Source organism: Klebsiella sp. LY (assembly GCF_004010915.1).
GTDB classification, from domain to species: domain Bacteria; phylum Pseudomonadota; class Gammaproteobacteria; order Enterobacterales; family Enterobacteriaceae; genus Klebsiella; species Klebsiella quasipneumoniae.
In genome coordinates this window covers 1,007,897-1,028,434 of record NZ_CP022444.1, presented here as the reverse complement: position 1 = coordinate 1,028,434, position 20,538 = coordinate 1,007,897, and the positions used below count along the sequence as shown (strand labels likewise).

At 61.4% G+C, this 20,538-nt stretch carries 19 protein-coding genes; 14 read left to right on the top strand and 5 right to left on the bottom strand.

The features are described 5' to 3' along the window. The first annotated feature begins 8 nt into the window (after nucleotides 1-8). From nuoJ to nuoN, 5 genes are all read left to right on the top strand, one after another. Nucleotides 9-563, top strand: coding sequence for an NADH-quinone oxidoreductase subunit J (nuoJ, locus tag CE636_RS07730; RefSeq protein WP_004201743.1), 555 nt, complete (start codon nucleotides 9-11; stop codon nucleotides 561-563). Continuing rightward, the gene (gene nuoK / locus CE636_RS07725; protein ID WP_002913148.1) at nucleotides 560-862 is read left to right on the top strand and encodes an NADH-quinone oxidoreductase subunit NuoK; all 303 of its coding nucleotides are present in this window, start codon (nucleotides 560-562) and stop codon (nucleotides 860-862) included. Before nuoJ ends, nuoK begins: the two co-directional genes overlap by 4 nt. Continuing rightward, nucleotides 859-2,700, top strand: a complete 1,842-nt coding sequence (gene nuoL, locus CE636_RS07720; RefSeq protein ID WP_017899276.1) for an NADH-quinone oxidoreductase subunit L — start codon at nucleotides 859-861, stop codon at nucleotides 2,698-2,700. The genes nuoK and nuoL overlap by 4 nt, the downstream gene beginning before the upstream one ends. A 298-nt stretch (nucleotides 2,701-2,998) precedes the next feature. Further along, the gene (gene nuoM, locus CE636_RS07715; protein WP_004201738.1) at nucleotides 2,999-4,528 is read left to right on the top strand and encodes an NADH-quinone oxidoreductase subunit M; all 1,530 of its coding nucleotides are present in this window, start codon (nucleotides 2,999-3,001) and stop codon (nucleotides 4,526-4,528) included. A 6-nt stretch (nucleotides 4,529-4,534) separates the two neighbouring features. Next, entirely contained in the window at nucleotides 4,535-5,992 is a 1,458-nt protein-coding gene (nuoN, locus tag CE636_RS07710; protein ID WP_004201737.1) for an NADH-quinone oxidoreductase subunit NuoN, read from the top strand. Between the two features lie 56 nt (nucleotides 5,993-6,048). On the opposite strand, the gene rnz is transcribed toward nuoN, so the two are convergent. Continuing rightward, nucleotides 6,049-6,969: a ribonuclease Z gene (rnz, locus tag CE636_RS07705; protein WP_017899277.1), complete on the bottom strand. Its 921-nt coding sequence runs from the start codon at nucleotides 6,967-6,969 to the stop codon at nucleotides 6,049-6,051. Nucleotides 6,970-7,026: 57 nt separating this feature from the next. Between rnz and CE636_RS07700 the strand changes: the two genes are divergently transcribed. The 7 genes from CE636_RS07700 (at nucleotide 7,027) to menE (ending at nucleotide 14,615) form a co-directional block, all read left to right on the top strand. Further along, nucleotides 7,027-7,488, top strand: a complete 462-nt coding sequence (locus CE636_RS07700) for a GNAT family N-acetyltransferase (RefSeq protein ID WP_017899278.1) — start codon at nucleotides 7,027-7,029, stop codon at nucleotides 7,486-7,488. Nucleotides 7,489-7,623: 135 nt separating this feature from the next. Further along, complete coding sequence (gene menF, locus CE636_RS07695) at nucleotides 7,624-8,913, top strand: isochorismate synthase MenF (protein WP_017899279.1); 1,290 nt, start codon at nucleotides 7,624-7,626, stop codon at nucleotides 8,911-8,913. Between the two features lie 81 nt (nucleotides 8,914-8,994). Further along, entirely contained in the window at nucleotides 8,995-10,665 is a 1,671-nt protein-coding gene (menD, locus tag CE636_RS07690; RefSeq protein WP_017899280.1) for a 2-succinyl-5-enolpyruvyl-6-hydroxy-3-cyclohexene-1-carboxylic-acid synthase, read from the top strand. Then, nucleotides 10,662-11,420 carry a 2-succinyl-6-hydroxy-2,4-cyclohexadiene-1-carboxylate synthase gene (menH, locus tag CE636_RS07685; RefSeq protein ID WP_017899281.1) on the top strand — a complete coding sequence of 253 codons (759 nt, stop codon included), beginning with the start codon at nucleotides 10,662-10,664 and terminating at the stop codon, nucleotides 11,418-11,420. Before menD ends, menH begins: the two co-directional genes overlap by 4 nt. A 14-nt stretch (nucleotides 11,421-11,434) precedes the next feature. Continuing rightward, nucleotides 11,435-12,292: a 1,4-dihydroxy-2-naphthoyl-CoA synthase gene (gene menB / locus CE636_RS07680; protein WP_004201730.1), complete on the top strand. Its 858-nt coding sequence runs from the start codon at nucleotides 11,435-11,437 to the stop codon at nucleotides 12,290-12,292. Next, complete coding sequence (gene menC, locus CE636_RS07675; protein ID WP_017899282.1) at nucleotides 12,292-13,257, top strand: o-succinylbenzoate synthase; 966 nt, start codon at nucleotides 12,292-12,294, stop codon at nucleotides 13,255-13,257. The genes menB and menC overlap by 1 nt, the downstream gene beginning before the upstream one ends. Continuing rightward, a complete protein-coding gene (gene menE / locus CE636_RS07670) occupies nucleotides 13,254-14,615 on the top strand; it encodes an o-succinylbenzoate--CoA ligase (protein ID WP_017899283.1) in 1,362 nt (453 codons plus the stop codon). Before menC ends, menE begins: the two co-directional genes overlap by 4 nt. On the opposite strand, the gene CE636_RS07665 is transcribed toward menE, so the two are convergent. The 3 genes from CE636_RS07665 to CE636_RS07655 are packed head-to-tail and all read right to left on the bottom strand — an operon-like array spanning nucleotide 14,612 to nucleotide 17,568. Further along, entirely contained in the window at nucleotides 14,612-16,129 is a 1,518-nt protein-coding gene (locus CE636_RS07665; protein WP_004201726.1) for a tripartite tricarboxylate transporter permease, read from the bottom strand. The two genes, menE and CE636_RS07665, sit on opposite strands and share 4 nt — an antisense overlap. An 11-nt stretch (nucleotides 16,130-16,140) precedes the next feature. Continuing rightward, on the bottom strand, nucleotides 16,141-16,572 hold the full coding sequence (locus CE636_RS07660) for a tripartite tricarboxylate transporter TctB family protein (protein WP_004201725.1): 432 nt from the start codon (nucleotides 16,570-16,572) through the stop codon (nucleotides 16,141-16,143). Between the two features lie 15 nt (nucleotides 16,573-16,587). Further along, nucleotides 16,588-17,568 carry a Bug family tripartite tricarboxylate transporter substrate binding protein gene (locus tag CE636_RS07655; RefSeq protein WP_017899284.1) on the bottom strand — a complete coding sequence of 327 codons (981 nt, stop codon included), beginning with the start codon at nucleotides 17,566-17,568 and terminating at the stop codon, nucleotides 16,588-16,590. Between the two features lie 133 nt (nucleotides 17,569-17,701). Here CE636_RS07655 and tctD point away from each other — a divergent pair, with 133 nt between their 5' ends. Next, nucleotides 17,702-18,379, top strand: coding sequence for a transcriptional regulator TctD (gene tctD / locus CE636_RS07650; RefSeq protein WP_017899285.1), 678 nt, complete (start codon nucleotides 17,702-17,704; stop codon nucleotides 18,377-18,379). Next, nucleotides 18,366-19,772: a sensor histidine kinase gene (locus CE636_RS07645; protein ID WP_025999154.1), complete on the top strand. Its 1,407-nt coding sequence runs from the start codon at nucleotides 18,366-18,368 to the stop codon at nucleotides 19,770-19,772. Before tctD ends, CE636_RS07645 begins: the two co-directional genes overlap by 14 nt. On the opposite strand, the gene nudI is transcribed toward CE636_RS07645, so the two are convergent. Next, entirely contained in the window at nucleotides 19,764-20,189 is a 426-nt protein-coding gene (nudI, locus tag CE636_RS07640) for a nucleoside triphosphatase NudI (RefSeq protein WP_017899287.1), read from the bottom strand. The genes CE636_RS07645 and nudI overlap by 9 nt on opposite strands. Nucleotides 20,190-20,538 lie beyond the last annotated feature (349 nt).

The window sequence follows — 20,538 nt, the reverse complement described above, 5'->3', positions numbered from 1 at the left end:
AGAGGGCAATGGAATTCGCTTTTTATATCTGTGGCCTGATCGCCATCCTCGCAACCTTGCGGGTCGTCACCCACACCAATCCGGTGCATGCGTTGCTGTACCTGATCATTTCGCTGTTAGCGATTGCCGGGGTGTTCTTCTCGCTGGGCGCGTACTTCGCCGGGGCGCTGGAGATTATCGTCTACGCTGGGGCCATTATGGTGCTGTTCGTCTTCGTGGTGATGATGCTCAACCTGGGCGGCAGCGAAATCGAACAGGAACGCAAATGGCTGCAGCCGGGGATCTGGATTGGCCCGGCCATCCTCTCCGCAGTGCTGCTGGTGGTTATCGTTTACGCCATTCTGGGGATTAACGACCAGGGTATCGACGGCGCGGCAATCAACGCTAAAGAAGTGGGTATTGCGCTGTTTGGGCCGTACGTCCTGGCGGTGGAGCTGGCCTCCATGCTGCTGCTGGCGGGCCTGGTGGTCGCCTTCCACATCGGTCGCGAAGAGCGCGCCGGCGAGGTGCTGAGCAACCGCGTGAACGACAGCGACAAAAGAAAAACGGAGGAACACGCATGATCCCCTTAACACATGGACTGATCCTCGCGGCCATCCTGTTTGTGCTTGGTCTGACGGGGCTGGTGATCCGCCGCAATCTGCTGTTTATGTTGATCAGCCTGGAAATCATGATTAACGCCGCCGCGCTGGCCTTTGTGGTGGCGGGCAGCTACTGGGGCCAGGCAGATGGTCAGATTATGTATATCCTCGCCATCAGCCTTGCGGCTGCGGAAGCGAGTATCGGTCTGGCGCTGCTGCTGCAGCTCCATCGTCGCCGCCAGAACCTGAACATCGATTCAGTAAGTGAGTTGCGTGGATGAACATGCTTGCCTTAACCATTCTTTTGCCATTGATTGGCTTTGTGCTGCTGGCCTTCTCCCGCGGGCGCTGGTCGGAAAACCTTTCCGCCACCGTTGGCATGGGCTCGGTAGGCCTGGCGGCGTTGGTCACCGCCTATGTCGGCGTCGACTTTTTCGCTAACGGCAAACAGGCGGTCAGCGTGCCGCTGTGGACCTGGATGTCGGTAGGGGATTTCAACATCGGCTTCAACCTGGTGCTGGACGGCCTGTCGCTGACCATGCTCTCCGTGGTGACCGGCGTCGGCTTCCTGATCCACATGTTCGCCTCCTGGTATATGCGCGGTGAAGAGGGCTACTCCCGCTTCTTCGCCTACACCAACCTGTTTATCGCCAGCATGGTGGTTCTGGTACTGGCCGACAACCTGCTGCTGATGTACCTGGGTTGGGAAGGGGTGGGTCTTTGCTCTTACCTGCTGATCGGCTTCTACTACACCGATCCGAAGAACGGCGCCGCAGCGATGAAAGCGTTTGTGGTGACCCGCGTCGGCGACGTGTTCCTCGCCTTCGCGCTGTTCATCCTCTACAACGAACTGGGTACCCTCAACTTCCGCGAAATGGTTGAGCTGGCGCCGCAGCACTTTGCTAACGGCAGCACCACGCTGCAGTGGGCGACGCTGATGCTGCTCGGCGGCGCGGTCGGTAAATCCGCCCAGCTGCCGCTGCAAACGTGGCTTGCCGATGCGATGGCGGGTCCGACGCCGGTTTCCGCGCTGATCCACGCCGCGACCATGGTCACCGCCGGCGTCTACCTGATCGCCCGTACCCACGGTCTGTTCCTGATGACGCCGGAAGTGCTGCATCTGGTCGGGATCGTCGGGGCGGTTACCCTGGTGCTGGCGGGCTTCGCCGCGCTGGTGCAGACCGACATTAAACGCGTTCTCGCTTACTCCACCATGAGCCAGATTGGCTACATGTTCCTCGCGCTGGGCGTGCAGGCATGGGACGCGGCGATTTTCCATCTGATGACTCACGCGTTCTTTAAAGCGCTGCTGTTCCTGTCGTCTGGTTCGGTGATTCTCGCCTGCCATCACGAACAGAACATCTTCAAGATGGGCGGCCTGCGCAAATCTATTCCGCTGGTGTACGTCTGCTTCCTGGTGGGGGGCGCGGCGCTGTCCGCTCTGCCGCTCATTACCGCAGGCTTCTTCAGTAAGGATGAGATTCTGGCGGGGGCGATGGCCAACGGCCATATCAACCTGATGGTGGCGGGCCTGGTCGGCGCCTTTATGACCTCGCTGTACACCTTCCGCATGATTTTCATTGTGTTCCACGGTAAAGAGCAAATTCACGCGCACGCAGGGAAGGGGATCACCCATCATCTGCCGCTGATTGTGCTGCTGGTGCTGTCCACCTTCGTTGGCGCGCTGATCGTGCCGCCGCTGGACGGCGTCTTACCGCAGACCACTGAACTGGCGCACGGCAGCGTGATGACGCTGGAGATTGCCTCCGGGATCATCGCTATTGCCGGCATCCTGATCGCCGCATGGCTGTGGCTGGGCAAACGCACCCTGGTGACCTCTATCGCCAACAGCGCGCCTGGCCGCTTCTTCGGTACCTGGTGGTTCCATGCCTGGGGCTTCGACTGGTTATACGACAAAGTATTCGTTAAGCCATTCCTCGGCATTGCCTGGCTGCTGAAGAGCGATCCGCTGAACTCGTTGATGAACATCCCGGCGCTCCTCTCCCGCTTCGCAGGTAAAGGCCTGCTGGTGAGCGAGAACGGCTATCTGCGCTGGTATGTGGCGTCAATGAGCATTGGCGCGGTGGTGGTGCTGGCGCTGCTGATGGTATTGCGTTGAGTTTGAGAACGATTGTGTTGCCCGGCGGCGCGGTGCTTGCCGGGCCTACGGGAGCGTAGGTCGGGTAAGCGTTAGCGCCACCCGACAAAACAAGCCTCAAACCGAAGTGAATTTTCTGTGAGAATTCGTTGAAAATCAGGTCGTAAAGGACAGGCGTTATCGGCGAAGTCAAAGTGGACGCCGCCTGCGCGGGGCAATCGGAGCGTACTAAAGTACGTGAGGATTGTGAGCACAGCCGGAGTTCGTTATGACGAGTAAGATAGCCTGAACCGGACTTAAATAAGGAATAAAAATCACCATGTTATTGCCTTGGTTGATATTAATCCCCTTTATCGGCGGCTTCCTGTGCTGGCAGACCGAACGCTTTGGCGTGAAAGTGCCGCGCTGGATCGCGCTGATTACCATGGGACTGACGCTGGTGCTTGGCCTGCAGCTGTGGATGCAGGGCGGCTATTCTCTGACGCAATCCGCGGGTATTCCGCAGTGGCAGTCTGAGTTCGTGCTGCCGTGGATCCCACGCTTCGGCATTAGCATTCATCTGGCGATCGACGGCCTGTCGCTGCTGATGGTAGTGCTGACCGGCCTGCTCGGCGTGCTGGCGGTGCTCTGTTCCTGGCGCGAAATCGAAAAATACCAGGGCTTCTTCCACCTCAACCTGATGTGGATCCTGGGCGGCGTCATCGGCGTGTTCCTCGCCATCGACATGTTCCTGTTCTTCTTCTTCTGGGAAATGATGTTGGTGCCGATGTACTTCCTGATTGCGCTGTGGGGCCACAAAGCCTCTGATGGTAAAACGCGTATCACGGCGGCCACCAAGTTCTTCATCTATACCCAGGCGAGCGGCCTGGTGATGCTGATTGCCATTCTGGCGCTGGCATTCGTCCACTTCAACGCCACCGGCGTGTGGACTTTCAACTATGAAGAGCTACTGAAAACCCCGATGTCCCACGGCGTGGAATATCTGCTGATGCTCGGCTTCTTCATCGCCTTCGCGGTGAAAATGCCGGTGGTGCCGCTGCACGGCTGGCTGCCGGACGCCCACTCCCAGGCGCCGACCGCCGGTTCCGTCGACCTTGCGGGGATCCTGCTGAAAACTGCGGCCTACGGTCTGCTGCGCTTTGCGCTGCCGCTGTTCCCGAACGCCTCCGCCGAGTTTGCGCCTATCGCCATGTGGCTGGGCGTGATCGGGATCTTCTACGGCGCGTGGATGGCCTTTGCCCAGACTGATATCAAACGTCTTATCGCCTACACCTCCGTGTCCCACATGGGCTTCGTGCTGATTGCTATCTACACCGGCAGCCAGCTGGCGTATCAGGGGGCGGTGATCCAGATGATTGCTCACGGTCTCTCCGCGGCGGGTTTGTTTATTCTCTGCGGCCAGCTGTACGAACGTCTACATACCCGTGACATGCGTCAGATGGGCGGTCTGTGGAGCAAAATTAAATGGCTGCCGGCGATGTCGATGTTCTTCGCCGTCGCCACCCTGGGGATGCCGGGCACCGGTAACTTCGTCGGCGAATTTATGATCCTGTTCGGCAGCTATAAAGTGGTGCCGGTGATCACCGTGATCTCGACCTTTGGTCTGGTATTCGCGTCCGTTTACTCGCTGTCGATGCTGCATCGCGCTTACTTCGGTAAAGCGAAAAGCGAAATCGCGGCGAAAGCGCTGCCGGGGATGTCCCTGCGTGAACTGTCTATCATCCTGCTGCTGGTGGTGCTGCTGGTGCTGTTGGGCTTCTTCCCACAGCCGATCCTCGACACCTCGCATGCTGCGATGAGCAACATTCAGCAGTGGTTTGTTAATTCTGTTTCTACTACAAGGCCGTAATTCGCCATGACAATAACTCCACAACAACTGATCGCACTGCTACCGCTGCTGATCGTCGGCTTGACGGTGGTGGTTGTGATGCTCTCCATTGCGTGGCGACGCAATCATTTTCTCAATGCCACGCTGTCGGTTCTCGGGCTTAATGCCGCGCTGGTCTCGCTCTGGTTCGTCGGCCAGAATGGGGCAATGGACGTCACGCCGCTGATCCGCGTTGACGGCTACGCGATGCTCTACACTGGGCTGGTGCTGCTGGCGAGTCTCGCCACCTGTACTTTCGCCTATCCGTGGCTTGAGGGTTACAAGGACAACAAAGAAGAGTTCTACCTGCTGGTGCTGATCGCCGCCCTGGGCGGCATTCTGCTGGCCGGTGCGAATCATCTGGCGGCGCTGTTCCTCGGCATTGAGTTAATCTCGCTGCCGCTGTTCGGCCTGGTCGGCTACGCCTTCCGCCAGAAGCGTTCGCTGGAAGCGAGCATCAAATACACCATCCTCTCCGCGGCAGCCTCCTCTTTCCTGCTGTTCGGTATGGCGCTGGTGTATGCGAACTCCGGCAACCTGTCCTTCCTTGCGCTGGGCAAGAGCCTGGCGGACAACACGCTGCACGAGCCGCTGCTGCTGGCGGGTCTCGGCCTGATGATCGTCGGTCTTGGCTTTAAGCTGTCGCTGGTGCCGTTCCACCTGTGGACGCCGGACGTTTACCAGGGGGCGCCTGCGCCGGTCTCCACCTTCCTGGCGACCGCCAGCAAGATCGCCATCTTCGGCGTGGTGATGCGTCTGTTCCTGTACATGCCGGTGGGCAACAGCGAAGCGGTGCGCGTGGTGCTGGGGCTGATCGCCTTCGCCTCTATCATCTTCGGTAACCTGATGGCGCTGAGCCAGACCAATATCAAACGTCTGCTCGGTTATTCTTCTATCTCCCACCTCGGCTATCTGCTGGTGGCGCTGATCGCCCTGCAAAGCGGCGAAATGTCGATGGAAGCCGTTGGCGTCTACCTGGCCGGCTACCTGTTCAGCAGCCTCGGCGCGTTCGGCGTGGTCAGCCTGATGTCCAGCCCATACCGTGGCCCGGACGCGGACTCGCTGTTCTCCTACCGCGGTCTGTTCTGGCACCGTCCGATCCTGTCGGCGGTGATGACGGTGATGATGCTCTCCCTGGCCGGTATCCCAATGACTCTCGGCTTTATCGGTAAGTTCTACGTGCTGGCCGTCGGTGTTCACGCCCATCTGTGGTGGCTGGTTGCCGCGGTGGTTGTCGGCTCGGCGATCGGTCTCTACTACTACCTGCGCGTGGCGGTGAGCCTGTACCTGAGCGCGCCGGAGCAGCTGAACCGTGATGCGCCGTCGAACTGGCAGTACAGCGCTGGCGGTATCGTGGTGCTGATCTCTGCCCTGCTGGTGCTGGTGCTCGGTATCTGGCCGCAGCCGCTGATTAGCATCGTGCAGCTGGCGACGCCGCTGATGTAAGTGGATTGACTCAATAAAAAAACCGCCGGAATGGCGGTTTTTTTATGCCCGGAATGTTACGCCACCGTGTAAACCATAAAGTCTTCCGCCAGCAGGGTGTCCGGGAAAATCTCCCGGCATTCCGCCAGCATCCGCAGGCAGCCCTCGGCATCGTAGCGTGAGCTAAAGTGGGTGGCGATAAGCGTGCCGACGCCTGCCTCTTTAGCCAGCGTCGCGGTCTGCTGACTGGAGGAGTGGCCGCGGCTATTGGCTTTCTCCGCCATCGCCTGCTCCAGGGTGGTCTCGTGGACCATCACATCCGCGCCGCGCGCCATCTCCAGCGCCTGCGGGCAGGGAGCGGTATCGCCAAAGATGGCCAGCGTTTTACCCGGCGTGGCGGGCCCCAGGTAGCGGCTGCCGTCGATCACCCGGCCATCCGCCAGCGTCACCCGTTCACCGCGCTTAAGGCGGTGAAACAGCGGCCCGGGAGGCACGCCGTCGGCAATCAGCTGGGCGGCGTCGAGGGCGCCGGGCTTGTCGTGTTGCTCAATGCGATACCCGTAGCACTCCACCGGATGGCTAAGCGGGAACGCGGTGACCCGATAGCCCTCTTCGTCGAACACCAGACCGGGGCCGACTTCGATGATGGTCAGAGGATAGTCGGTCCACGAGCCGCTGAGGCGCAGCGCGGTGTCAATGAATTCTTTTATTCCTGTTGGTCCGTAGACCGTCAGCGGCAGCGAATTCCCCTGCATCGAGCGGCTGCACAGCAGCCCGGGCAGGCCGAACAGATGGTCGCCGTGCAAATGGGTAATAAAGATCTTATTCAGTTTGCCAGGATGATGGGGCGTATGCAGAAACTGATGCTGGGTCCCTTCGCCGCAGTCAAACAACCACATTTCGGCGCGGGTTGGCTGTTGCAAATTGAGTATTATCGACGTCATATTACGCGTGCGGGTCGGCACCCCGGCGGATGTCCCCAAAAAAGTTAATTCCATCGTCCAGTGTCCTCAGGGCGAGTCGCAAAACATCAGTATATCAATAAGGAGCAGCAGATGATGACCTGGCAGGATCTCCATCATAGTGAACTCACCGTTCCCCAGCTGTATGCGCTGCTGAAGCTGCGCAGCGAAGTCTTTGTCGTGGAGCAGCAGTGCGCCTATCAGGATGTCGACGGCGATGATTTGGTCGGGGAAAATCGCCATCTGCTCGGCTGGCGCGATGGCGAACTGGTGGCTTATGCGCGGATCCTTAAAAGCGAAGAGATGTACGATCCGGTGGTGATTGGCCGGGTTATCGTCAGCCCCGCCGCGCGCGGCGAAAAGCTCGGTCATCAGCTGATGGCGCAGGCGCTGGCCAGCTGTCAGCGGCACTGGCCGCAAAAGTCGATTTACCTTGGGGCGCAGGCGCACCTGCAAACTTTTTACGCCCACTTCGGTTTTACGCCGGTGACTGAGGTCTATGATGAGGATGGCATTCCGCACATCGGCATGGCGCGGGAAAGCCGCGCTGTTTGACCCCTCAACACTCACATTCCAACCCTGTTCCGGGCCGGCGAGCAGGTGAGATAAAACCCGCTCCCTCGTCATGGGTACTGCTATTCCGCCGTCGAACCCCTTATAATGTGGGGTTTTACTACCGTGGAGGTTTGCGTGCTGTCTGTTTCCACTGCGCTGGCCCGTTTACGTGACGGCCTGAGTGAGCCCTTTCCTGACTCACCCGGCACGCGAATTATCGATATTGCCTTTCCGCTGAATGATGCCTTCGATCCGCTGCTATGGTGCGGCCAGCAGCCGCAGTGGCCGCAGTTCTACTGGCAACAGCGCAATGGCGACGAGGAGCTGGCGGCGCTGGGGGCGGTAAAAAGCTTTCCCTCGCTCGACGCGGCGAACCGCTTTTTACACCAGGCCGGACGGCAGGATCTGCGCATCTGCGGCCTGAATGCGTTTGCCCCGCAGCAAGGCCGGCTGGTGCTGCCGCGTCTGGAATGGCGTCGGTGCGGCGGCAGGGCCGTGATGCGACTGGTGCTGCACAGCGACCTCTCCCTGCGCGACGATGCCGTGACGGCGCGTGATTTTCTCGCCAGCCTGACCACCGCCCAGGCGACCCCTGGCGGCGTACCGCCGCTGTTGAGCGAGCGCCACTCCTCCGATTATCCCCTGTGGCAGGCAATGATAGACCTGGCGACGCAGGCCATCGCCGCCGGCGACATGGATAAAGTGGTGCTGGCGCGGGCAACCGACCTGCAGTTTGCCGCCCCGCTGGATGCCGTGAGCATCATGGCCGCCAGCCGCAGCCGCAATCTTAACTGTTTTCATTTCCTGATGGCGTTCAATGCCCGTCAGGCGTTTTTCGGCTCCACGCCGGAGCGGCTGTGGCGCCGGCGCGGCGCGCTGCTGCGCACCGAAGCGCTGGCGGGCACCGTCGCTAATCATCAGGATGACGCGAAGGCGCAGCAGCTGGCCGACTGGTTGATGAAAGACGACAAAAATCAGCGGGAAAACATGCTGGTGGTGGAGGATATCTGCCAGCGCCTGCAGAGTGAGGCCTCGACGCTGGACGTTCTGCCGCCGCAGGTGGTGAGGTTGCGCAAGGTACAGCATCTTCGACGCTGCATCTGGACCGAGCTGGCGGAGCCTGACGACAGCCGCTGTCTGCTGCAGCTGCAGCCTACCGCCGCGGTGGCCGGCCTGCCGCGGCGGGCGGCGCTGGCATTCATTCAGCGCCATGAACCTTTTTCCCGTGAATGGTACGCCGGTTCCGCCGGGTATCTGTCGCTGGCGCAAAGCGAGTTTTGCGTGGCGCTGCGTTCGGCGAAAGTGGACAACGACACCCTGCGACTGTATGCCGGGGCGGGGATCGTCAGCGGCTCCGATGCGCTGCAGGAGTGGCAGGAGATTGACAACAAAGCGGCCGGGCTGCGCTCGCTACTCTGTCCATAAGCGGGAATGACGATGCATATCAAAACGCCGTCACTTTGGCTTATCTATACTTAGCATCAATATTTGATACCGGACAATTTCATGTCAGTAAGCGCATTTAACCGACGCTGGGCGGCAGTGATCCTGGAAGCTTTAACGCGCCACGGCGTGCAGCATATCTGCATCGCGCCGGGCTCGCGCTCGACACCCTTAACCCTGGCGGCGGCGGAAAACCGCGCCTTTATCCATCATACCCATTTTGACGAACGCGGCCTCGGCCACCTGGCGCTCGGTCTGGCGAAAGCCAGTCGCCAGCCGGTGGCGGTCATTGTGACCTCCGGGACCGCCACCGCGAACCTCTATCCGGCGCTGATTGAGGCGGGTCTCACCGGGGAAAAGCTGATTCTCCTGACCGCCGACCGTCCGCCGGAGCTGATCGACTGTGGCGCCAATCAGGCGATTCGTCAGCCGGGGATGTTCGCCTCCCATCCGTCGCAGACGATTTCTCTGCCGCGTCCCTCGCAGGATATTTCCGCCCGCTGGCTGGTCTCGACCATCGACCAGGCGCTGGGCGAGCTGCACGCCGGCGGGGTGCATATCAACTGCCCGTTCGCCGAACCGCTGTATGGCGATATGGATGATACCGGCGTGGAGTGGCAGCATCAGCTCGGCAGCTGGTGGCAGAGCGATAAGCCCTGGCTGCGTCAGGCGCTGCAGAGGGAAAGTGAGAAACAGCGTGACTGGTTCTTCTGGCGGCAAAAGCGCGGCGTGGTCGTGGCGGGCAGAATGAGCGCTGCCGAAGGGAAAAAAGTGGCCGAGTGGGCCCAAACCCTCGGCTGGCCGCTGATCGGCGATGTCCTGTCGCAGACCGGGCAGCCGCTGCCGTGCGCTGACCTGTGGCTGGGCAATGGCAAAGCGGTGAGCGAGCTGGCGCAGGCGCAGATCGTGGTTCAGCTCGGCAGCAGCCTGACCGGCAAGCGGGTTCTGCAGTGGCAGGCCACCTGCGAGCCTGATGAATACTGGCTGGTGGATAATCTGCCCGGTCGTCTCGATCCGGCACAGCACCGCGGCCGCCGTCTGCTTGCCAGCGTTGACCGCTGGCTTGAGCTGCACCCGGCGGAGAAACGCCAGCCGTGGGCGACGGCCATTCCTGAACTGGCCCGTCAGGCGTGGGAGGCGGCGGTCGCCAGCAACCACCCCTTTGGCGAAGCGCAGCTGGCGCAGCGAATTCGCCGCTATCTGCCGGAACAGGGGCAACTGTTTGTCGGCAACAGCCTGGTGGTGCGCCTGATCGACGCCCTGGCGCAGCTGCCGGCCGGCTACCCGGTTTACAGCAACCGCGGCGCCAGCGGCATTGATGGCTTGATCGCCACCGCCGCCGGCGTGCAGCGCGCCAGCGCCCGGCCAACCCTGGCCATCGTCGGCGATCTTTCGGCGCTGTACGATCTCAACTCGCTGGCCCTACTGCGACAGGCGTCGGCGCCGCTGGTGCTGATCGTGGTGAACAACAACGGCGGGCAGATTTTCTCCATGCTGCCGACGCCGCAGGATGAGCGGCGCCAGTTCTACTTAATGCCGCAGGATGTTGATTTCAGCCACGCGGCGGCGATGTTCGGCCTGGCCTATCATCGCCCGGCTGACTGGCAGGCGCTGGATGAGGCGCTGGCCGGCGCCTGGCGCAGGGCAGGGGCGACGGTGATTGAGCTGGCGGTCAATGAGACCGACGGCACACAGACCCTCCAGCAGCTGCTGGCGCAGGTAAGCCGCCTGTGACTCTCAGCGCGGCTGTCGAACATGGCCAGCCGGGTTATCCCTGGCTGGTCTTTCTGCACGGTTTTTCCGGCGACCGCAACGAGTGGCGGGAAGTGGGCGACGCGTTTCGCGCCTGGCCGCGGCTGTATCTCGATCTGCCGGGCCACGGCGGCTCCGCGAATATCGCAGTGCAGGACTTTGCCGGGGTCAATATTCTGCTGCAGGCTACGCTTAATAGTTACAACATACTTAACTACTGGCTGATCGGCTACTCGCTGGGGGGCCGGGTGGCGATGAACTTCGCCTGCCAGCCGCGCGCGGGCCTGCGCGGCCTGATCGTCGAAGGCGGCCATCCTGGCCTGCAGGATGCCGAAGCGCGGCGGGCGCGGCGCAGCAACGACAGCGCCTGGGCGGACCGTTTTCGCCATGAGCCGTTGGCGCAGGTCTTTGCCGACTGGTATCAGCAGCCGGTCTTCGCTTCACTGAACGCCGGGCAGCGCGCGGCGCTGGTCGCCTTACGCAGCCGGAACAACGGCGCGACGCTGGCGGCGATGCTGCAGGCAACCTCCCTTGCCGGGCAGGCCGATCTGCGCGCATCCCTGCAGGCGCGCGATTTCCCCTTTCATTACCTGTGCGGCGAGCACGACGCGAAGTTTCACGCCATCGCCCAGGCGCTCGCGGCGGATCTCCATCTTATTCACCATGCCGGACACAACGCGCACCGGGACAACCCGGCGGCGGTGATTGCCTGTCTGGCGCAGATTTTGGCAAGTTAACTGAAGGACATTCTATGATCTCTCTTGATGAAGCAATGCTCTATGCCCCTGTTGAATGGCACGATTGTTCCGAAGGCTATACCGATATTCGCTACCACAAATCGGCCGACGGCATTGCCAAAATTACTATCAACCGCCCGCAGGTGCGCAACGCCTTCCGCCCGCTGACCGTCAAAGAAATGATCCAGGCACTGGCGGATGCCCGTTATGACGACAATATCGGGGTGATTGTCCTGACCGGGGAAGGTGAGAAAGCCTTTTGCGCCGGCGGCGATCAGAAAGTCCGCGGCGATTACGGCGGCTATCAGGACGACTCCGGCGTGCATCATCTCAACGTACTCGACTTTCAGCGCCAGATCCGCACCTGCCCGAAACCGGTGGTAGCGATGGTGGCCGGCTACTCTATCGGCGGCGGCCATGTGCTGCACATGATGTGCGATCTGACCATCGCGGCGGAAAACGCCATCTTCGGTCAGACCGGGCCGAAGGTCGGCTCCTTCGACGGCGGCTGGGGCGCCTCCTATATGGCGCGCATCGTCGGGCAGAAAAAAGCGCGGGAAATCTGGTTCCTCTGCCGTCAGTATGACGCGCAGCAGGCGCTGGATATGGGGCTGGTGAACACCGTGGTGCCGCTGGCGGATCTGGAAAAAGAGACGGTGCGCTGGTGTCGGGAAATGCTGCAGAACAGCCCAATGGCGCTGCGCTGCCTGAAAGCGGCGCTGAACGCCGACTGCGACGGCCAGGCCGGTCTGCAGGAGCTGGCGGGCAACGCCACCATGCTGTTCTACATGACGGAAGAGGGGCAGGAAGGCCGCAATGCCTTCAACCAGAAACGTCAGCCGGACTTCAGCAAATTTAAACGGAATCCCTAATGCGCGTATCGCAGGTTTACCGCTGGCAGATACCGATGGACGCGGGCGTGGTGCTGCGCGAACGGCGGTTAAAAACCCGCGACGGCTTGTTCATCCGCCTGCGGGAGGGTGAACGCGAAGGCTGGGGGGAAATATCTCCCCTGCCGGGATTCAGCGCAGAGACCCTGGAGGAGGCGCAGGCGGCGCTATTGGCGTGGGCGCAGGCCTGGCGCGACGGCGCGGAGCCGGCGCTTCCTGCGCTGCCCTCTGTCGCGTTTGGCATCAGCTGCGCGCAGGCGGAGCTCAGCGGCGAGCTGCCGCTGGCCGCGGATTATCGCGCAGCGCCGCTCTGCTCCGGCGATCCGGATGAGCTGTTCGCCAGACTGGCGGCGATGCCCGGCGAGAAAGTCGCTAAGGTGAAAGTGGGGCTCTGGGAGGCGGTCCGCGACGGCATGGTGGTTAATCTGCTGCTGGAAGCCATTCCCGACCTGCAGCTGCGTCTGGATGCCAACCGGGCCTGGACGCCGCTGAAAGCGCAGCAGTTTGCGAAATATGTCGATCCGGCGTATCGCCAGCGCATCGCGTTTATTGAGGAGCCCTGTAAAACGCCGGAGGACTCACGAGCCTTTAGCCGCGAAACCGGGATCGCTATCGCCTGGGATGAAAGCCTGCGCGAGGCGGATTTTCGCTTCGTCGCCGAGCCGGGCGTGCGCGCGGTGGTGATTAAGCCGACGCTAACCGGCAGTTTACACCAGGTTCAGCAGCAGGTCGCCGCGGCCCATGCGCTGGGGCTGAGCGCGGTGATCAGTTCGTCGATCGAGTCCAGCCTCGGGTTAACTCAGCTGGCGCGGGTTGCCGCCTGGCTGACGCCGCAGACCATCCCCGGACTGGACACCCTGTCGCTGATGGGCGCCCAGCTGGTGCGGCCGTGGCCGGAAAGCACCCTGCCGATGATCAACATGGATACGCTGGAGGCGCTGTTGTGACCTTTTGCGACTGGCCCTGGCGCCACTGGCGCCAGCGGCGCGGAGAGGCGCAGGCGCTGCGCCTGAATGACCAACCGCTGACCTGGCGCGACCTGTGCGCCCACGTTGACGCGCTGGCGGCCGGCTTTGCCGCGCAGGGCGTAACGGCAGGTCATGGGGTGGCGCTGCAGGCTTTTAACCAGCCGTCGACGCTGCTGGCCTGGCTGGCGCTGCTGCAGTGCGGCGCGCGGGTGCTGCCGCTGAATCCGCAACTGCCCGCAGCGTTGCTGCAGGAACTGCTGCCAGCGTTGACCGTCCAGCATCAGCTGGTGCTTAACGGCGATGCGCTGCCGGGGGATTTACCGGCGTTAACCCTGCAGACGACAGTGGGAACCCATGCTGTGCCGTGGCGCGGGGATCGTTTCGCCTCAATGACGCTGACCTCAGGGTCGACCGGTCTGCCGAAGGCGGCAGTGCATGATGCCAGCGCCCATCTGGCCAGCGCCGCCGGCGTGCTGGCGCTGATGCCGTTTGCCGCAGAAGATGACTGGCTGCTGTCGCTGCCGCTGTTTCATGTCTCCGGCCAGGGGATTATGTGGCGCTGGCTGCTGGCCGGCGCGCGGCTGACGGTGCGCGATAAACAACCGCTGGCGCAGATGCTGCAGGGCTGCACCCATGCTTCGCTGGTACCGACACAGCTGTGGCGCCTGCTGAATGACGGTGCTGCGCTCTCCCTCAAGGCGGTGCTGCTTGGCGGCGCGGCGATCCCGGTCGAGTTGACCGAGCGGGCGCGGGGGCAGGGGGTACGCACCTACTGCGGCTATGGCCTGACCGAGTTCGCTTCCACCGTCTGCGCCAAAGAGGCCGACGGCGCAGCGGATGTGGGCGCGCCGTTGCCGGGGCGGGAGATGAAAATCGTTGCCGGCGAGGTCTGGCTGCGGGCGGCGAGTATGGCCGCGGGCTACTGGCGCGACGGTCAATTGTTGCCATTGACCAACGACGAAGGGTGGTTTGCCACCCGCGATCGCGGCGAGATCATCAATGGTCGGCTCAATCTCCTCGGGCGCCTGGATAATCTCTTTTTCAGCGGTGGGGAAGGGATCCAGCCTGAGGAGGTGGAACGGATCATCGTGGCGCACCCGCAGATACAGCAGGCGTTTGTCGTGCCGCTGGACGATGCGGAATATGGCCAGCGTCCGGTCGCGGTGGTGGAATGCGATGACGGCTGCGAGATCAGTGTGCTGGCGGCATGGAGCGCGGAGCGGCTGGCGCGTTTCCAGCAGCCGGTGCGTTGGCTGCGGCTGCCGGAAACGTTAAAGAACGGTGGGATTAAGATCTCGCGCCGGGCGCTGCGCGAATGGGTCAATTCGCCGGCTTAGCCGATATTGGCTTCGGCGCGACGCTGGCGCTGTTTACGCCGCAGACGCAGCAGCGGCGGCACCACCAGCACGGCGATGGCCAGCACCAGCAGCGTTTTGGTTACCCCGCTTTGCCACAGGATCGCCAGGTTGCCGTTGCTGATGGACAGCGCGCGGCGCAGGTTCTGCTCCAGCATCTCCCCCAGCACGAAGCCAAGGATCAGCGGCGACATCGGGAAGTGCATTTTGCGCATAATGTAGCCAAGCACGCCAAGCCCCACCATCAGCAACAGGTCAAAAGTGGTGCTGTGTACTGCGTAAACGCCGACGGCGGAGACCGCGGCGATGGCCGGGACCAGAAACCACAGCGGAATGGTCAGCATACGGGTGAACAGGCCGATCAACGGAATGTTCATGATAAGCAGCATCACGTTAGCGATCAGCAGGGCGGCAATCAGCCCCCAGACGATATCCGGCTGTTCGGTGAACATCGCCGGGCCGGGCGTAATGTTATACAGCGTCAGCGCGCCCATCATCACCGCGGTGGTGCCGGACCCTGGCACGCCGAGCGTCAGCATGGGAATAAAGGAACCGCAGGCGGAGGCGTTATTAGCCGCTTCCGGCGCCGCCACGCCGCGAATATCTCCCTTGCCGAAGTTATCGCTGTTACCGCTGAGTTTTTTCTCCGTCATGTAGGTAATGGCGCTGGCGATGGTCGCCCCGGCGCCGGGCAGAATACCGACGAAGAAACCCACCACCGAGGAGCGCAGCGTCGCGCCGACGCACTGTGCGGCCTCTTTGGTGTTAAACAGCATCCGTCCGGTTTTCCGCACCAGGGTTTGTCCGCCGCTGGTGCTCTCCAGCATCAGCAGGATCTCCGAAACCGAGAACAAGCCGATCACCACCACAATAAACTGCACGCCGTCGGAGAGATGGACGCTGTCGAAGGTGAAGCGGTAAACCCCGGTATTGGCGTCTACGCCCACCGTCGCCAGACCCAGGCCGATTAACGCCGCGAGGAACGACTTCAGCGGGTTCTGCGCCATCATGCTGCCAAGACAGGCGATGGCGAAGACCATCAGCGCGAAGTATTCCGCGGGACCGAACGCCAGCGACCACTGGGCGAGCAGCGGCGCGAACAAAATAATGCCGCCGATGGCGATCAGTGAGCCAAAGAAGGAACTGACGGCGGAAATCGACAGCGCAACGCCGCCGCGACCCTGCTGGGCCATCGGATAGCCGTCGAGGGCGGTCATAATGGCGGCGGCATCGCCGGGCACGTTCAGCAGAATCGATGAGATTCGCCCGCCGTATTCGCAACCGATATAGACCGTCGCCAGCAGGATCAGCGCCGATTCCGCGGGCAGGTGAAGGGCGAAAGCCAGCGGCAGCAGGATCGCCACGCCGTTGATAGGGCCCAGCCCCGGCAGCAGGCCGACGATAGTCCCGACAAAGCAGCCGATCAGGGCGATCAGCAGGTTCTCCGGCGTCATGGCGACGGCGAAGCCCTGCGAGAGATAGATCCAGGTATCCATAAACGCCTCCGTTAATTAAACCAGATGCCGAGGGGCAGGGTGACATCGAGCAGGGTGTCGAAGGCGTACCATAACGACACGCCCATCGCGACGCCGGCAATGCCCGCCGCCGGCAGCGTCGCGCCGAACAGCAGACCAATGATCGCCGTCAGCAGCGCGGTGGCCAACGGAAAACCGAGCCATTCAAATCCCCAGGCGTACACCACCAGCACCACGACCATGGTCAGCAGACGCTGCAGCACATGCCGTCCCGGCCACTCGACGGCGTCCGGGCGACGCAGCAGCATTAACGCCGAGCACAGCAGCATCAGGCCGATGATCCCGAGCGGGAAGGGGCGCGGGCCGACGGGTTCATAGGAGTATTCGCTATGGATCTGCCAGGCGATAAACAGACCGCCAGTACATAACAACAGCCATACTCCGGCAAAAATACGATCGCTCATGAGCGCCTCCGCGGTTTATTTTGCCAGGCCAAAGGCTTTCGCCTGTTCGCGGTAGTCGCTGACCTGCTGCTTAACGTAGGTATCGAGCGCTTTGCCGTTCATATTGAATTCAAACAGGCCGCGCAGTTCACGTTGCTTTTTGAACGCTTCGGTTTGCTGCAGTTTAGTGAATTCATCGACCCACCACTGGTACTCGGCGTCGCTGACTTTCGGGCCCATAAAGAAGCCGCGAATAATCGGCCAGACCAGGTCGTAGCCCTGCTCTTTAGCGGTGGGGACATCGGCGAGCGCGCCCGGCAGCCGTTCACTGGAGAAGACCGCCAGCACACGGATTTTATTACCCTGCAGATAGGGCACCATCTCGCTGAGATCGCCGGAGACTGCCTGCACATGGTTACCGAGCAGCGCGGTCACCGGCTCGCCGCCGCCTTCAAAGGCGACATAGCGCATTTTATGCGGGTCGACGTTGGCTTTTTGCGCCAGCAGCGCCGCTTTCATCCAGTCCTGACTGCCGATGGAGGCCCCGGCGCCAATCACGATACTGGAGGGGTTTTTCTCCATCGCGGTCATAAACGATTTCAGATCTTTCCATGGCGAATCGGCGCGCACGGCGATCATGCCGTAGTCGGTGCCGACGCTCGCCAGCCAGCGCACGTCATCGACGCTGTAACGGCCGAATTTACCCTGCGACAGGTTCAGCAGCGAGCCGCCGGAGAAGGCGACGACGGTCCCCGGCTCTGCCGGGCGCTGGGCGACAATGGCGTTGTAGGCCACCGCGCCCACGCCGCCGGGCATATAGGTGACGCGCATCGGTTTTTCGATGGCGCCGGTTTCCATCAGGCTCACCTGAATCAGCTTACAGGTCAGGTCAAAGCCGCCGCCCGGTTTAGCAGGCGCGATACATTCGGTGCGGGACGGGGCCTCCGCGGCGAAGGCGGATGTGGTACAGAGGCACAGCGCGATGGCGCTCAGATGACGGAGAAATGGCGTTTTCATAGGCTTCCTCAGCAGGTACAGGGCAGGTTTTTTTGATTATGTGAACCGACATATAGCGATTCGGTTGCATGATTGTTAAAACAGTTACCTTTCATTTCCCTTTCAATGCGGCAGCAACGTTACAGGATGTGATATGCGTCTCTTATTAGCCGAGGATAACCGTGAGCTGGCTCACTGGCTGGAAAAAGCGCTGGTGCAGGGCGGTTTTGCCGTGGATTGTGTCGCTGACGGGCGTGCGGCCGACCATCTGCTGCAAAGCGAGCAATATGCGCTGGCGGTGCTGGATATCGGTATGCCGGGGTACGATGGCCTTGAAGTGGTCCAGCGGCTGCGCAAGCGTGGGCAGACTCTGCCGGTGCTGTTGCTGACCGCCCGCAGCGCGGTAGCGGACCGGGTGAAAGGTTTAAATGCCGGCGCGGATGATTATTTACCCAAGCCCTTTGAGCTGGAAGAGCTCGACGCCCGCCTGCGGGCGCTGCTCCGGCGCAGCGAAGGGCAGGTGCATGAGGTGCAGCAGCTTGGCGAGCTGGCGTATTGTGACGAAGGCTATTTTTTACTCCGCGGCCAGATGTTGTCTCTGACGCCGCGCGAGCTGGCGCTATTGAAGGTGCTGATGTTTCGCCGCACTCGCCCGGTTTCCCGTCAGCAGCTGTTCGAACAGGTGTTCAGTCTTAGCGACGACGTCAGTCCGGAAAGCATCGAACTCTACATTCACCGTCTGCGCAAGAAACTTCAGGCGAGCAATGTGCGTATAACCACCCTGCGCGGTTTAGGCTATCTGCTTGAGTGCGAGCGCCATGAGATGGAGTAAGCCGCAATCGCTCTATGCCCAACTGTTGCTGTTTCTCGGCCTGCCGCTGGTCCTGCTGTGGGGACTCTCCGCGTTTAACAGCTACGTCAGCGCGCTGCAGGCGGCGACGCAAGCCTACGATCGTACCCTGCTGTCGTCGGCGCGGACGGTGGCCGAGCGGCTGGTGGTTCGCGGAGGGCAACTGGAGGTGAATGTGCCCTGGGTGGTGCTGGACAGCTTCGAGCTCAATATGAACGATCGTCTCTATTACAAGGTGCTTGACCCGCAGGGGAAGGTCATTTCCGGCTATGACGATCTGCCCGCGATGCCGCCCTCCACCTCGCGAACTCAGCTCTATCCGGCGCTGGCATGGTTTTATCATACCGAATATCGCGGTCAGGCAATTCGCGTGGCGCGCCTGCTGCAGCCCATCAACGAAGGGGGTATCGTGGGCATGGCGGAGATCTATATTGCCGAAACGCTGCAGTCCCGCCGCTGGCTGGCTGGACAATTACTCTTCTCATCCTGGGTGTCGCAGGGGTTACTGGTCCTGTTGACGCTGGTGCTGGCAGCCTGGCTGCTGCGCCGCGTGCTGCGGCCCATGCGCCAGCTCTCCGCGCTGATGGTGCGCCGTGAACCCGGCCTGCTGACGCCGCTGCCGGAGCTGCTGCCCTGGTCAGAAACGCGGCTGCTGATTGTCGCGTTCAACCGCTATATCGACCGCCTGCGGGTGATGATCTCCCGTCAGGAGCGCTTCAGCGCCGATGCTTCCCATCAGCTGAAAACGCCGCTGGCGGTGCTGAAAACGCAGGCTTCGGTTGCGCTGGCCAGCGACGATCCGCAACTGTGGCGCGAAAGCCTGCAGGCGATGCGCGCCACGCTGGACGATACGGTCTTGTTAACGGAGCGGTTGCTGCAGCTGGCGACGGTAAAACAGCGGGAGCAGGCGTTTGCGGTGATTAACTTGCCGGAAATTGTGCGCAACAGCTGCTTTTCGCGTATTGCGCAAGCGCGGAGCAAACATATCGATCTTGGCTATGAGGGCGAGCAGTCGGCGGTACAGGTGGCAGGCGATAGCGTTCTGCTGGGGGAACTGTGCGCTAACCTGCTCGACAATGCCATTCGCTATACCCCGGAATATGGTACGGTCACGCTTAGCCTGCATCGCGACGGCGACGCCGTGCTGCTCAGCGTGGAAGACAGCGGCCCGGGAATTGACGACCAGCAGGTACACCAGGCGCTGATGCCGTTTCGCCGCCTCGATAACGCGGGCGCGATACCCGGTGCCGGGCTGGGGCTGGCGCTGGTAAACGATATCGCGCGTCTGCATCGTAGCCACCTGCAGCTTTCGCGCAGCGAAAGCCTGGGCGGACTGAAGGCGACGCTGCGCCTGCCGACCGTGGCGTCAGAGTAGCCCCTTCATGCTCAGGGTCAGGCGGGTGGCGGCGTTGAGATCGTAGTTTTTAAGCTCATCCGCTTTCACCCAGGCGTAATCGTCAAACTCCTCGTTGATCGTCACGTCACGATTGGCGCTGACGCAGTCGAAGATCAGATAGATCATATAGATCGCTTCCTGGCGCCCGTCGGGGTAAGTTTTAACGCGGGTATCATCGCGGAAGCTCCACGGCGCAATATGGGTAAGGATGAGTTTTTCGCCGAGCTCTTCGCGGATTTCCCGGCGCAGCGCCTCTTCAAGACGTTCCCCAGGCTCTACGCCGCCGCCGGATAAGGCCCATTGTCCGGGAAAAACGCCGCGGTCGGCAGCCATCTTGCACAACAGGTAATGGCCATCATTTTGGATTAGCGGGCAAACAATCGTCCTTTGACGCATGGTTTTTCTCCTTCAGGGGATAGGGCGGTAGGCTGATGAAACAGTTTGCGAGCCGCCTCGGTAAATCGCAACAGAAATAAAGCCCTGGCCTTGTCGAGTGCTACGTTAAGCGAAAATAACCGTATGGAGCACCGCCATGGAAAGGGCGACGAATTCCCCCTCGCCGCGCCGATCGTGCGGTGTGCCCCTTTTAACGTCAATGTATTTGGCGTAAATCATATTAAACATCAATATGAATGACGCTGAATTCCCGACGCCCCGCACCGGCAACGTCCGATGCCGTAAAAAGACGCAACTGGTTACACTCTTGTGAAAAATCATTTCGCCAGGTCATTGATTCCTGACGAGT

Bases quoted from the DNA above. Each gene is read 5' to 3' on its own strand.
- CE636_RS07665 (WP_004201726.1), bottom strand. From the start codon at position 16,129: ATGGATACCTGGATCTATCTCTCGCAGGGCTTCGCCGTCGCCATGACG.
- nuoN (WP_004201737.1), top strand. From the start codon at position 4,535: ATGACAATAACTCCACAACAACTGATCGCACTGCTACCGCTGCTGATC.
- nuoJ (WP_004201743.1), top strand. From the start codon at position 9: ATGGAATTCGCTTTTTATATCTGTGGCCTGATCGCCATCCTCGCAACC.
- nudI (WP_017899287.1), bottom strand. From the start codon at position 20,189: ATGCGTCAAAGGACGATTGTTTGCCCGCTAATCCAAAATGATGGCCAT.
- CE636_RS07660 (WP_004201725.1), bottom strand. From the start codon at position 16,572: ATGAGCGATCGTATTTTTGCCGGAGTATGGCTGTTGTTATGTACTGGC.
- CE636_RS07655 (WP_017899284.1), bottom strand. From the start codon at position 17,568: ATGAAAACGCCATTTCTCCGTCATCTGAGCGCCATCGCGCTGTGCCTC.
- menC (WP_017899282.1), top strand. From the start codon at position 12,292: ATGCGCGTATCGCAGGTTTACCGCTGGCAGATACCGATGGACGCGGGC.
- menB (WP_004201730.1), top strand. From the start codon at position 11,435: ATGATCTCTCTTGATGAAGCAATGCTCTATGCCCCTGTTGAATGGCAC.
- nuoM (WP_004201738.1), top strand. From the start codon at position 2,999: ATGTTATTGCCTTGGTTGATATTAATCCCCTTTATCGGCGGCTTCCTG.
- nuoK (WP_002913148.1), top strand. From the start codon at position 560: ATGATCCCCTTAACACATGGACTGATCCTCGCGGCCATCCTGTTTGTG.
- CE636_RS07645 (WP_025999154.1), top strand. From the start codon at position 18,366: ATGAGATGGAGTAAGCCGCAATCGCTCTATGCCCAACTGTTGCTGTTT.
- tctD (WP_017899285.1), top strand. From the start codon at position 17,702: ATGCGTCTCTTATTAGCCGAGGATAACCGTGAGCTGGCTCACTGGCTG.
- menD (WP_017899280.1), top strand. From the start codon at position 8,995: ATGTCAGTAAGCGCATTTAACCGACGCTGGGCGGCAGTGATCCTGGAA.
- rnz (WP_017899277.1), bottom strand. From the start codon at position 6,969: ATGGAATTAACTTTTTTGGGGACATCCGCCGGGGTGCCGACCCGCACG.
- nuoL (WP_017899276.1), top strand. From the start codon at position 859: ATGAACATGCTTGCCTTAACCATTCTTTTGCCATTGATTGGCTTTGTG.
- CE636_RS07700 (WP_017899278.1), top strand. From the start codon at position 7,027: ATGATGACCTGGCAGGATCTCCATCATAGTGAACTCACCGTTCCCCAG.